Here is a 12,821-nt window from a genome sequence, read left to right on the forward strand (position 1 = left end):
AAACATATCCCCCTGAAGTCATCATCCGTGACGAGCGACCGCGCGGGCGGCCGCCAACAATTGGGCCTGACGGACACCGGACAGTCGGCCCGCCATGCTCAATTCGCTTTGGAAACTCGGCTTGCCGGCTGGGGTTCCCATTTCCCCATCCGAAAACTTGATGGTCGTGTCTCCCAAACCCGGCGCCGCGTCGCCGCTTTGGCCGGAACCGCCTTCGCCCTGGGGCTGGGGTTGCCCCTCGCCCTGGGGTTGGCCCTCGCCCTCGCCCTGGCCCGGCTGTCCCTGCCCTTGCGGCACGCCGCCGCCGACATTGATGCGGATGGTGGCGATGGCCTCGCGGCCGGCCTGGTCGCGGGCGATGACGCGGATCACGACCTCGCCGGTGACACCGGGGGGAGGTTGCCCCACGAAGGTCCCTGTCTGGGGATTGAAGGCCAGCCATCCGGGCAGCGCGGCACCGTCAAGCTGGCTGGCGCTCAATTGCACACGGGCGTCGGCCTGGGTCGAGGCGAAGGTGTCGCTCGGCAAGGTGAAGTTGACCTGTGGACCGGTGCTGTCCACCACCACCACCGGCTTGACCACCACCAAGGCGTCCCCCTGCCCGGCACCGGCCGAGACCGTCGGAACCTTGTAGCTGGTGTCGCCAGTGCCGGTCGTCGTCGAGGTCGTCGGAGCAATGGTGCCACCCTGGGTGCCGCCAGAGCTTTGTGTGGACGACGAGAAAGTCGTCCCCGAAGTCCCGGTGTCACCTGTCGTGCCGGTGGTATCCGTCGAGGTCTCGGTGTTGCGCAACACGGTGACCAGCGGCGCCACCGGGTCACTGGACACAGGCGGCGTGGGCGGCGGAGCGGTCGTGCCGGTATCCCCGCCCTGGGCCGGCGCGGTGCTGCCGTTGTTGCCCGAGCTTTCGGTGGTCGGCGTGGCGATGGACACCGTCACCGTCATGGCGGTCGAGGTCGCCGGACTGCCGGCGCCGTCAACGATCTGCACCGCGTAGCTGCCGCTGGCGTCGCCGGTCGATGTCAGCTTGAGGCTGCGTAACAGCGCCTCGATCCGGGCCGGAGTCGGGTTGGCGTCGTTGGCGAAGTCGATGCGCAGCGCGTTGCCGCCCTGGCCATCGCTGACGGCGTGAACCGTGCCGATGACCACCCCGTTCACCGTCACCGTCTCGCCGGCGGCGATGGTCGAATCGCCGCCCGACGCCGCCGTGGTGCCGTCAAGCGAGAAGCTGACCCCGCTCAGCGAACCGGTGCCGGTGATGGTGATGTACCCTTGGCGAAAATCGGTCGAATCGGCGTCGGTCACCGTGGCGTTGCCGCCACTGTCGAAATCCAGCGTCGTTCCGGGGGCGCCGCTGACCGTGTCGCCGCCAAGTCCGCCGACCACCGGCGCCGCGTTGGCCACCGCGACGGTGATCGAACCGCTGGCTGTCTTGGCCCCGCCCGTGCCCTGGCTGACCGTGGTGCCGTCCGAGAACGTCCAGTTGATCTGCACGTTGCCCGCCGTCTGGCCAGTGTCCGCGCGATAGGCGATCTGTTGGATCGCACTGTCGACCAAGGCGGCGGTCGCGTTGGCGTTGAAGGTCAGCACCAAGGTCCCGGCGGAATTGGTGGTCACCGTGCCGATGGTGGTGGTGCCGATCTTCAGTGCGCCACCTTCGGTCAAGGTCGCGGAATCCGCCGCCCCCAGCAAGGTTCCAGAGCCCGAGAACAGGTCGTTGGCGCTGGCGCCGCCGTTGCGGACCAGCGTCAAGGTGGCGCCGTTGTAGTTGTTGCCAGCGTCCAGTTCCACGTCGGCGACGGTGGCGTTGGCATCCAGCACCACCGCCGAACCGCCCTTGGTGAAGCTGGGCGTGGCGTCCAGCCCCGAGAAGCTGGGCGTGTCGTTGACCGCCGCCACGGTGACGGTGATCGAGCCGGTGGCGGTCTTGGCCCCGCCCGAGCCCTGGCTGACCGTGGTGCCGTCCGAGAAGGTGAAGTTGACGGTGATGGCCCCCGATTCGGTGTCGCTGGCGTTGGTGTAGGTGATCTGTTGCAGCACGCTGTCGACCAGCGCCGCCGTGGCGTTGGCGTTGAAGGTCAGCACCAGGGTCCCGGCGGAATTGGTGGTCACCGTGCCGATGGTGGTGGCGCCGACCGTCAGCGAGGCCCCCTCGGTCAACGCCCCCAGGGTGCCGGTATTGCCGAACGTGTCGTTGGCGTTGGCGCCGCCGTTGCGGGCCAGCGTCAGGGTGGCGCCGTTGTAATTGTCGGCGGCGTCCAGTTCCGCGTCGGACAAGGTGGCGTTGGCATCCAGGACGGTGGCGACGTTTTCGTTGGGATTGGGGGTGGCGTCCAGCCCGGCAAAGGCCGGCGCGTCGTTGACGGCGGCGACGCTGACCGTCGCCGTCGCCGCCGAACCGGTGTGGCCGTCGGTGTCGCGCCCGGTGAAGGTGATGGTGCGATCCGTGGTGTTGGGCGCGTCGGAGGTATTGTTGAAAGTCACCTCTTTCATCAACGCCAGATACTCGGCCTTGGTGGCCAAACCCGACAGGGTGATCTGGGACGCCGAATCGTAGGTGATGGTGATGTTGGTGACGATGTCGCCACTGGTCCGCGAGCCAACCTTGATGACGTCGCCGCTCTGGGCGTTGGTGATCTGGATCACCAACTGGTTCAGATTGGCGCTGTCACCATCGGCCACGGTGGCGTCGGCGGCGACGATGGACACCGCGCCGCCATCCTCGGTGAAGCTTGCGGTCTTGCCGGTTCCGGCGGCGGTGCCGTCCAGGTCGATGATCGGCGCGGCAACCACCGAAATGGTCGCGGTCGGCGGCGTGGCGTCGGCGGCGGTGCCGTCGTTGACCGTCACCGTCACCGTGCGGCCGCCGGCGGTGGTCGCCCCCGCCGCGTTGGTGTTCTGGTAAAGGATCGTTTTGATCACCGTTTCATAGGCCGCCTTGGTGGCCGAGCCCGACAAGGTGATCTGGGTCGCCGAATCATAGGTGATGGTGATGCCGTTGCTGGTGGCCGGGGTGCCGCTGATGGTCAGCGACTCGCCGGCGTCGGTGTTGCCGGTCAGGGTGATCACCGCGCTCGCCATGTTGGCGTTGTCCACGTCGGTGATGGTGAAGTCGCTGTCCACCACCGCGACCGCGCTGCCGCCGGCCGAGAACGCGGTGGTGAAGTTGCCCGACCCGGCACCCGAACTGTCATTGGCGTCGGCGACCGCGCTGGGGGCGTCGTTGACCGCGCTCACGCTCAGCGAGCCGCTGGCGGTGGTGTTGGAATAGGCGGTGGCGTTGCCGTTGGTTTGGGTGTCGGCATAGCGGGCGGTGGCCCCCGACGACGCCGTTCCCGAGCTCTGGTCCCAGGCGCGGACGGTGATGGTGGCGGTCTCGCCGTTCTGGCTGTCTGGCACATAGCGCACATAGGCGGTGGGCGACAGCAGCAGCGAATTGGCCGCCGACGGGGTCTGGCTGGCGGCGAAGCTGGTCCAGGTGCCGTCGCTGCCGTTGGTCGAATCGGTCGAGAACTGCCAGGTGCCGTTGCCGGTGGTGCCGCTGACGGCGATGCCCAGCGTGTCGCCGTCAACGTCCGCCGAGGTCAGCCCGGCCAGGATAGTCGCCACCGTGACGCCGGTGGTGGTGGTGTCCTCGTTGGTGGTGGTGAAAGCATAGGTGCCCGAGGCCGTGGGCGCGTCGTTGACGGCGGTGATGTCAACGCTGACCGTGCCCAGGGTCACGGTGCCGCCGGCTCCACCGTCGTTGGCGGTGATGGTCAGGGAGGTGGCGGCGTTGCCGCTGGCGTTGCTGGCGCCCGTGTACTGGATGTTGCTGGCGGTGTTCAGGAAGGTGTCGATGTTGGCGGCCGTCCCGGTCAGCGTCAGCGTGCCGGTACCAGAACCGCCCACGGTGACGCTGCCACCCGAGGTGGCGGCCAGGCTGCCCGCCCCGGCCGCGATGGTCACGGTGATGTTGCCCGCGGTATCGACGTCGGCCAAGGTGATGGCCGACAGATCGACGTTGCTGGCGGTATCCTCGGTCACCGTCACGCTGGCCGGCACGCCCGAGGCGGTGGGCACGTCGTCACCACCGCTGAAGTTGACGGTATAGGTCTTACTGTCCGTCAGCGTCCCGTCGGACACCGTCACCGTGAAGGTGTCGGTGGGCGAGGTGCCCGAGGCGATGGCGTTGATGTCCGCGGCTTTCGGCACATAGGCGTAGGCGCCGCTGGTGCTGTTGACGTACAGCGTGCCGTAGGTTCCCTCCAAAGAGCGGTCGTACGCGGCAGCGAGATAGCTGCCGCTGAAGCCACCCGAAATGCCGTAGGTCTTGGTCGCCCCGGTGTCGGCGTCGGTGGCCGACAACGTGCCGGTGGTGTTGCTGAACGTGTCGGCGGCAGTGGTGTCGGTGTACGACCCGGCGCTGGGCGTGCTCAGTACCGGGGCGTCGTTGGTGCCGGTGATGGTGACATTCAAGACGCCGTGATCGCTGTTGGTGCCGTCGGTGGTGGTGTAGTTGAAGTAATCGTGCAGCGTGGCGCCCGCCGCCAGCGCCGCGACGGCGGGATTGGAATTGTCCACCGTGTAGGTGTAGGTGCCGTCGCTGTTGAGCGTCAGCGACCCATAGGTGCCTGCTAACGCCTGCCCCACGACTCCCGCCGGCCCCGCGCCTTCGGTGTTGCCGGTCCTGAACGACGACACCGAGGTCGCCAGGAAATCGTTGGTGAGAACGTTGCCGGTCGGGTTGGTGCTGGCCGTTCCGTCGCTGACCCCGCCCGCCTCGGTCGCGGCGGCGGTGTCGTTGCTGGCGGTGGTGGTGGTCGGAATATAGAAGTTGATCAGCGCGAGGTCGGTATAGGTCACCCCGGAAATGAAGATGTTGAAGATGTTGAAGCCGTCCTTGTCGTACACGACGGCCATCGTTCCATCCGTGCCGGTCGTCGCCGTGACGGACGCCAACCCTCCGCTTTCCTTGGCCGGCGTCACGATGACCAGATTCACGCCACCGGGATCGGCACGAGCGCTATTGTCGTAGGAATAGAACTGGGCCTGAGCCTCGAACGTGAACGTCGAGACGTCGATGCCGTAATCCGCGAACGAGAACCTGTCGGTCGCCGCCTGAAAATTCGTCACGATATTCGCGACGTCGGACAAACCGTCTTCCGCCGGCAGGGTATTGTTGCTGGCAGTCCCCGTGTCGAACCCACCGCCGGTGGCCACGACAAAGATGTCGGCACCGGCCGTACCGGCCGTCGTTCCCGGGTTCATGGTGACATTACCGAGCACGCTGCCGTAAGTGTCGATCGCCAGCGTCACGCCATCGACATCGCCGACCGTCGCCTCGAAGGACCAGTCGCCGCCCAGGATGGCCGCGCCCGTGGCGTCGTCCGACGCCGCCACGTCGGCACCGGTGATGTCCGCCAGTCGGGCGACAAGGGCTTGGCCATTTTCGCCGGCGCCAACCGAACAACCGTAAAGCAACAGGTCGCCATCGGCGGAAAGCGCGGCCCCCAAAGCCGTCAGATCGGCCTGGACCCCGGAATCGGCCAGGGTGGCGGCGGTGACAGTGTCGGTGCCGATGGTCAAACTGCCCTCGGTCCCGTGGGACAGGATATGGATGGCGTCGTAGCCGGAATGGGTTTCCGCCCATTGCGCCATCTGGTCCAAACCGCTTTCGCCGCCGTCGATCAGCACCACCTCGACGCCCGCGCGCACGCCGTCCACCAATGTCTGGTAACCGGCGAGGCTGGTATCGACGAAGGCGACTTCCTTCTTGCCGTCGTTCAACGCCGGATCGGCCTCGCGCACCGTGACCGGAGCGGGCGTGTCATGACCGGAATCCGAAGCAGAATCCGAGATGGAATCGCCGCTGTCGGCGGTCTGGTGAACCGCGTCGGCGACGGCCGCGCCGTCGAACATGAAGCGCGGCTCCAGGGCCAGGATGGTTGGCCGGATCATCGTCCGGGCCTTTTGCCGCTGGGCATTCATGGGCGTTCCTCCGGCAACATCTCTCAACCTCAAAGAGGTACACTACACCGAAAACTCGTAATAGGTGATGATTTTGGAATCAAGGAACAATTTGAAACATTTATGCACAGGTCGTCAGTGCCATTAGACTCATATCTAGCGCAATGCACATCTATTGGTAAACGGCAAACCGAGTTCACATAGACGCCATAAGGTTGCCCAGGAACCAGCATGATGGGCGGTAAACAGATCATTTTTCCTGTTTTGCGAGCATACACTTTTCATTTTAACAAATTTTGATACAGTAACTTCGCCTGATTGGCCACCATAGCGACTCAAGCAAGTAGCTTATCGCCATTTGGATGCCACGGATTGGAGTCGTTTGCATCGATAATTGTAAGGGGAGAGCAAGGATGAAAACCAAACGAGCTCTGTTTTCGACCACCGTGCTGGCGGCCACGGCCGCAGCCGCGACCCTGAGCCTGAGCGCACGCCCTGCCGCCGCCTGCGGAACCGAGGCCTATATCGGGCAGATTTGCATCATGGCCGGGTCATATTGCCCCTACAACACCGCCGAGCCGACGGGCCAGCTTCTTCAGATCAGAGAGTATCAGGCCCTGTATTCACTGATCGGTTGTACCTATGGCGGCGATTGCCGCGACACCATGGGGGTCCCCGACATGCGTGGCCGTGCCCCGATCGGCTATGGCACCGGACCGGGATTGACCCCGCGCGCCTGGAGCGGGAAATACGGTCAGGAATATGTCACCCAGACCATCGCCATGATGGCGCCCCACACCCATACGGCCACCTTCAAGCCCAGCGGAAACGGTGGCGGCGGCACGGCGGCCGAGGTCAAGGTCTCGACCGATCCCGGCGACACCAACAGTCCGGCCGGGGGCAAGTACCTGTCCGCCGCGTCCTCGTCGGGGGTCAAGATCTACAACAGCGGAACCAACGCCAGCGCCTTGACGCCCCTGAGCGGAGTGTCCGGCGGCGGCGGCGGCGGTAGCAGCGGCGGGACCGTCACCGTCAATCCCACCGGCGGCCTCCCCAATGGCACGGCGGCCCCCATACCAACCGTACCGCCGTCGATCGCCATGCGTTACTGCATCGTCCTCGATGGCCTCTATCCGCCCCGCCCATAGGCGTCGGGTCCAGTGACAGCAAAAAGGGGAATTCAGACATGAAAACAAAGCATGCCCTGTTCTCGACCTCCATGCTGGCCGCCGTCGCGGCCTTGACCCTGGGGGCGCGGCCCGCCGCCGCCTGCGGCGACGACGCCTATATCGGGCAAATCTGTATCGTCGCCGGGAATTTCTGCCCCCGCAACACCGTCGAAGCGAACGGTCAGCTTCTTCCCTTCAACGCCAACCAAGCATTGTATTCCCTGATCGGCACGACCTATGGCGGCGATGGCCGCACCACCGTTGGGGTCCCCGACCTGCGCGGCCGGGTCCCGACCGGCTATGGCACCGGGCCGGGGCTGACCACGCGCGCATGGGGACAAAAATATGGTCAGGAAGGCGTCACCCAGACCATCGCCATGATGGCGCCCCACACCCATGCGGCGACCTTCGTGCCCAGCGGAAGCGGTGGCGGCGGCACGGCGGCCGAGGTCAAGGTCTCGACCGATCCCGGCGACACCAACACTCCGGCCGGGGGCAAGTACCTGTCCGCCGCGTCCTCGTCGGGGGTCAAGATCTACAACAGCGGAACCAACGCCAGCGCCTTGACGCCCCTGAACGGAGTGTCCGGCGGCGGCGGCGGCGGTAGCAGCGGCGGGACCGTCACCGTCAATGCCACCGGCGGCGGACAACCCATCCCGACCCTGCCGCCGTCCATCGCCATGCGTTATTGCATCGTCACCAGCGGCCTCTATCCACCCCGCCCATAAGCGCCAACGTCGTGAACAACAGAGCAAACAAGGAGAGTTCAAGCATGAAAACGAAACATGCCCTGTTCTCAGCCTCGGTGCTGGCCGCTGTCGCGACCTTGACCCTGGGGGGCCGGCCCGCCGCCGCCTGCGGCACCGAGGCTTATATCGGACAAATCTGTATCGTCGCCGGGAGTTTCTGCCCCCGCGGCACCGTCGAAACCAACGGCCAGCTTCTTCCCCTCAGCGACAACGAAGCATTGTTTGCCTTGATCGGCTGCACCTATGGCGGTGACTGCCGTACCACCATGGGGGTCCCCGACCTGCGCGGCCGGGCGCCGACCGGCTATGGTCAAGGGCCGGGGCTGACAGAATACTCTGTGGGCGAGAGATATGGTCTGGAAAGCGTCACCCAGACCATCGCCATGATGGCGCCCCATAACCACACGGCCACCTTCACGCCCGACGGCAGCGGTGGCGGCAGCAGCGGCACGGCGGCCCAAGTCCTGGTCTCGACCGACCCCGGCGACACCAACAGTCCGACCGGGGGCAAGTACCTGTCCGCCGCGTCCTCGTCGGGGGTCAAGATCTACAACAGCGGAACCAACGCCAGCGCCTTGACGCCCCTGAGCGGAGTATCCGGCGGCGGCGGTAGCGGCGGCGGCGGGACCGTCACCGTCGATCCCACCGGCGGCACCCCCAATGGCACGGTGACCCCCATCCCGACCGTGCCGCCATCGATCGCCATGCGCTATTGCATGGTCACGGTAGGCCTTTATCCATCCCGCCCATAAACGTCTGGTCCAATAAGGGGGAGTTCAAACATGAAACCGAAACATGCCCTGTTCTCAGCCTCGGTGCTGGCCGCTGTCGCGACCTTGACCCTGGGGGGCCGGCCCGCCGCCGCATGCGGCACCGAGGCTTATACCGGACAAATCTGCGTCGTAGCCGGGAATTTCTGCCCTCGCAACACCGTAGAAGCCAATGGCCAGATCATCGCCATCAGCACAAACACCGCATTGTTTTCCTTGATCGGCTGCACCTATGGCGGTGACTGCTCTACCACCATGGGGGTGCCCGATCTGCGCGGTCGGGCGCCGACCGGCTATGGTCAAGGGCCGGGGCTGACCACGCACGCATGGGGACAAAAATATGGTCAGGAAGGCGTCACCCAAACCATCGCCATGATGGCGCCCCACACCCATGCGGCGACCTTCACCCCCAGCGGCAGTGGTAACAGCAGCAGCGGCACGGCGGCCCAAGTCCTGGTCTCGACCGATCCCGGCGACACCAACAGTCCGACTGGGGGCAAGTACCTGTCCGCCGCGTCCTCGTCGGGGGTCAAGATCTACAACAGCGGAACCAACGCCAGCGCCTTGACGCCCCTGAACGGGGTGTCCGGCGGTGGCGGTGGCGGTGGCGGGACCGTCACCGTCGATCCCACCGGCGCGGGGCAATCCATCCCCACCGTGCCGCCATCGATCGCCATGCGCTATTGCATGGTCACGCAAGGCCTTTTCCCAGAGCGCCAAAATTAACCACGTTCCGATCCGAGGCCGCCGCCATGCGCGGCGGCCCCCTCTCCATTACATCGTGTTCAACGCGAGGCGAAACGCACCGCCCGACTGATGGCGGCGGGCAGGACGCTGCCGTGGTTCTCGCCAGGAAAACGCACGAACGCCGCATCAATCCCCATCGCCGACAAACCTGCCGCCATTTCGGCGGCATTGTCCACCTGACGGCGGCTGGCCAGCTTGGCGACACTCGCCACGTCGGCATCGGGGGTGAATTGTTCTCTCTCGCCCACGGTGACCATCACCGCGGGAGGAACGGCCGGCCATGCCGCCGCCTTCATCTCGGCCAGGATGGCCCGGTCGTTCCACCAGATGGACGGACTGGCGGCCACATAGGTCTGAAAGGCATCCGGCCGGGTGAACAGAACGTGCAAGGCGAACAACCCGCCAAGGGAATGGCCGAACAGCGTCTGACGGCGCCGGTCGATGGGCAGATCGCGTTCGACCGCCGGCTTGACCACCTTTTCCAGGAAATCCAGGAACCGATCGGCACCGCCGCTGGCGGCCACGGGCTGTCCCGGAACGGGCGGCGTCAGGTCGCGTTGCCGCCGTGCCGGGTTCACCCCACCGGGATCGGGATAGGCGATGGCAACCACCACCGCCGGGCGTGCTCCGGTCGCTTCCGGCCGACCGGCCTGGACACGCAAGCTGTCGCGGAAGGTGGCGAAGGTGGTGGCGCCGTCCAGGGCATAGATCACCGGCCATCCCTGGGCCGGGGCCTGCCCCGCCGGGACGGCGACCAGGATGCGATAGGCGTCGCCATCGGCGGACGAAAGGGTGCGGACCTGCGTCCCCTCCAGCACGACCGGAGGAAACGCCGCCTGGGTGCAGGCCGCCGCCGTCACAAGCAGGACGGCGGCGACAAGACGGGACAAGAACACCACGGTCAGAACTTGGCGCCGAGCTTCAGCCAATAGCTGCGCGGCTCGCCGTAGAAGTTGAAGACCGAACTGCTTCCGACGCGGGAGTAATATTCCTCGTCGAAGACGTTATTGACCGTCAACGTCAGATCCAGGTTGTCGGTCAACTGGTATCCCACCTGGCCGTCCACCACGGTATAGCCATCCTGATACCAGCGCACGGCGCCGACCTGATTGTAGAAGGCGCTGAGCATGCGGGCGCCGCCGCCGACGTTGAAGCCTTCCAGCGGCGATCCCTCGCCGAAGGTGTACTTGGTCCACAAGGTCACGGTGTGCTTGGGCGTCAGCGTGCTGACCGGCTGTCCCTCGACGGCGGTGGCCCCGTCGCCCTTGAGGAACTTGGTCAACACATAGGAATAGCCGGCGAACACCTGCCATTCCGGGGTCAACGCCCCGCTGATCTCGGCTTCCAGTCCCTTGGATTCCGCCTCGCCGGCGGCGACCTTGTAGGTGGCGTTGGCGGGATCGTTGATCAGGCGGTTTTCGTCGCGGATGCGGAACACGCCGAGATGGGTGTTCAGGCGACCTTCCAGGAACTCGCCCTTGACGCCGGTTTCGTATTGGTTGCCCACGCGCGGCTTTGGCATGGCGCCGCTGGACAGGGTACCGGTCTGCGGCTGGAAGATTTCGGTGTAGCTGGCATAAAGCGACACTTGTTTGGTGACGTCGAAGACGACCGCCGCATAGGGCGTGGTCTCGGCGTTCACGTCCAGCGAAGTCGTGGTGTTGTTGACCAGATTGGTGACGTCCTGGTGGTAATAGCTGAGCCGCCCACCGCCGATCAGGGTCAGCGGTTCGGCCACCTTGAGACGCAACTGGCCGTAGACCGAATATTGTTCCGGCACCGTGCGGGTGCCGGAGGTCTGCGCCGGATAGGTTTCCGCGAAACCGGTGGTGTTGGGCGAATTGACGTTGCTGGTCCAGGCGTAGGAGCTGTTGCCGGTGGACCACAAGGTCTGTTCGTAGCGCCGGTAATCGGCGCCGACCAGGGCGTTGTGGGTCAGGCCGAAAGCGGTAAACGGCTTGCTGAGGTGACCATCCAGCGACAGGGTCTGTTCGTCGTAATTGCGTGCCAGCACCGCCATGGTGGAGGTGGTGTCGGCGGCGCTCACCGCGCTGCCGGAATAGGCGTATTTCATGTCGGCCCAACGATCCACGTACCGGGCCGAGACCTGGGCGAAACCTCCGTCGTCGAAGGTATGCTTCAACTCGGCCAACGCCTCGTTGGAAGCGCTTTCGAAGCGGTTCCAGTCGGCGCCGTAATAGGTCGAGCGGTCCACGTTCAGCAAACGGCCGTCGGCATAGGCCGGCAAGCCGTTGGTGGGGGTGATGTCGCGCTCCTGGCGGTTCAGCGCCAGGGACAGGGTGGTGGCCGGCGTCAGGTCGAATTCCAGCGTGCCGTATCCCAGCTTGCCGGTGTTGTGGTTGACGTCGATGAAGCTGTCCTTGTCCAGATATGACGCCACCACGCGGCCACGAACGCGCCCCGACGACACCAGCGGGCCGGTGGCGTCGGCCATCGCCTCGTAGGCGTTCCACGAGCCATAGGTGAACGAACCGCTGGCCGCCGCGTGGTCCAAGGCCCGCTTGCGCGCCAGGTTGACGGTGCCGCCCGGTTCGCCGGTACCGCCGAACAGACCGGACGGGCCACGCAGCACCTCGACCCGGTCGAACATGGCCAGATCGGGCTGGGTGCCATAGATGCTCGACAACGAGGTGGGCAGGCCGTCCACCAGATAATTGTCCAGTTCATAGCCGCGCACGAAGATCGAGGAACGGCCGTTGTCGTTGGTGGCGATGGTCATGCCGGTGGTCGCGCGCATGGCGTCCTCGAGCCGTTGCATGTTCTGGTCGTCCATGCGCTGGCGGGTGACCACGGTCACCGATTGCGGAATCTCGCGCAAGGTCGCCGGCATCTTCGACCCCACGGTGGCGACCCGGCTGGTGTACGAGCCGCTTCCTTCGGTGGTGGCGGACAGCGCCCGCGCCTGTCCTTCCACGGTGACCGGCCCCAGTTCCATGGCTCCGTCCTGGGCGGGCACCGCTTCCAACGTCACCACGCCGGAATCGGTGTAGCGCCAGGTCAGGCCCGTCCCGCCCAGCAATTGAACCAGCGCCCGTTCCGGGGACAGCGTCCCCGACACCCCCGCAGTGTTCCGGTTCTGAAGCAAGGCGCTGGGAACCAGCACCTTCAACCCGCTGGCCTCGCCGAAAGCGGTCAACGCACGCCCCAGCGGGCCGGCGGGAATATCGAAGGAACGCACATCCCCGGCCTGCGCCACCTGCGTCGCCTCGGCCGCCATGGCGGCGGGAACGACGACCAGTGTCGCCAACGCCGTGCCACCCAGCAAGGCGGCGGCAAGACCGCGCCAGCATGCCAATCCACTTACCATGGTCACCCCTTTGTTCAAACGGCAGATCATCTTCGATTTATGTGATGCAAATCATTCTCATTATCGAAGACGCCACCAGGGGCGCGAGCCGACAGCACTTTTTTCGAAG

Annotated in this window: 7 protein-coding genes; 4 read left to right on the top strand and 3 right to left on the bottom strand. The window is 65.6% G+C overall.

The features are described from left to right. Nucleotides 1–21: 21 nt before the first annotated feature. Complete coding sequence (locus G4223_RS01690) at nucleotides 22–5,970, bottom strand: DUF4347 domain-containing protein (RefSeq protein WP_163674139.1); 5,949 nt, start codon at nucleotides 5,968–5,970, stop codon at nucleotides 22–24. Nucleotides 5,971–6,362: 392 nt separating this feature from the next. Between G4223_RS01690 and G4223_RS01695 the strand changes: the two genes are divergently transcribed. Genes G4223_RS01695 through G4223_RS01710 form a run of 4 tightly spaced genes read left to right on the top strand, consistent with a single transcriptional unit; the run spans nucleotide 6,363 to nucleotide 9,363 of the window. Further along, a complete protein-coding gene (locus tag G4223_RS01695) occupies nucleotides 6,363–7,097 on the top strand; it encodes a phage tail protein (RefSeq protein ID WP_163674141.1) in 735 nt (244 codons plus the stop codon). Between the two features lie 38 nt (nucleotides 7,098–7,135). Further along, nucleotides 7,136–7,846 (top strand): phage tail protein, encoded by a 711-nt coding sequence (locus G4223_RS01700; protein WP_163674144.1) that lies wholly within the window; start codon nucleotides 7,136–7,138, stop codon nucleotides 7,844–7,846. A 44-nt stretch (nucleotides 7,847–7,890) separates the two neighbouring features. After that, complete coding sequence (locus G4223_RS01705) at nucleotides 7,891–8,619, top strand: phage tail protein (protein WP_163674146.1); 729 nt, start codon at nucleotides 7,891–7,893, stop codon at nucleotides 8,617–8,619. A gap of 30 nt (nucleotides 8,620–8,649) precedes the next feature. Beyond that, the gene (locus G4223_RS01710; protein ID WP_163674148.1) at nucleotides 8,650–9,363 is read left to right on the top strand and encodes a phage tail protein; all 714 of its coding nucleotides are present in this window, start codon (nucleotides 8,650–8,652) and stop codon (nucleotides 9,361–9,363) included. 59 nt (nucleotides 9,364–9,422) lie between these two features. Here the strand turns inward: G4223_RS01710 and G4223_RS01715 are convergent, their stop codons facing one another. Then, nucleotides 9,423–10,274: an alpha/beta hydrolase gene (locus tag G4223_RS01715; RefSeq protein WP_205762323.1), complete on the bottom strand. Its 852-nt coding sequence runs from the start codon at nucleotides 10,272–10,274 to the stop codon at nucleotides 9,423–9,425. Between the two features lie 11 nt (nucleotides 10,275–10,285). After that, the gene (locus G4223_RS01720) at nucleotides 10,286–12,712 is read right to left on the bottom strand and encodes a TonB-dependent siderophore receptor (protein ID WP_163674150.1); all 2,427 of its coding nucleotides are present in this window, start codon (nucleotides 12,710–12,712) and stop codon (nucleotides 10,286–10,288) included. Nucleotides 12,713–12,821: the final 109 nt, after the last annotated feature.

The sequence above is a fragment of the Magnetospirillum aberrantis SpK genome (genome assembly GCF_011022235.1).
Taxonomy (GTDB): Bacteria; Pseudomonadota; Alphaproteobacteria; order Rhodospirillales; family Magnetospirillaceae; genus Magnetospirillum; species Magnetospirillum aberrantis.

Excerpts from the sequence above, each read along its gene's own strand:
- G4223_RS01690 (WP_163674139.1), bottom strand. The coding sequence starts at position 5,970 with ATGAATGCCCAGCGGCAAAAGGCCCGGACGATGATCCGGCCAACCATC.
- G4223_RS01695 (WP_163674141.1), top strand. The coding sequence starts at position 6,363 with ATGAAAACCAAACGAGCTCTGTTTTCGACCACCGTGCTGGCGGCCACG.
- G4223_RS01700 (WP_163674144.1), top strand. The coding sequence starts at position 7,136 with ATGAAAACAAAGCATGCCCTGTTCTCGACCTCCATGCTGGCCGCCGTC.
- G4223_RS01705 (WP_163674146.1), top strand. The coding sequence starts at position 7,891 with ATGAAAACGAAACATGCCCTGTTCTCAGCCTCGGTGCTGGCCGCTGTC.
- G4223_RS01710 (WP_163674148.1), top strand. The coding sequence starts at position 8,650 with ATGAAACCGAAACATGCCCTGTTCTCAGCCTCGGTGCTGGCCGCTGTC.
- G4223_RS01720 (WP_163674150.1), bottom strand. The coding sequence starts at position 12,712 with ATGGTAAGTGGATTGGCATGCTGGCGCGGTCTTGCCGCCGCCTTGCTG.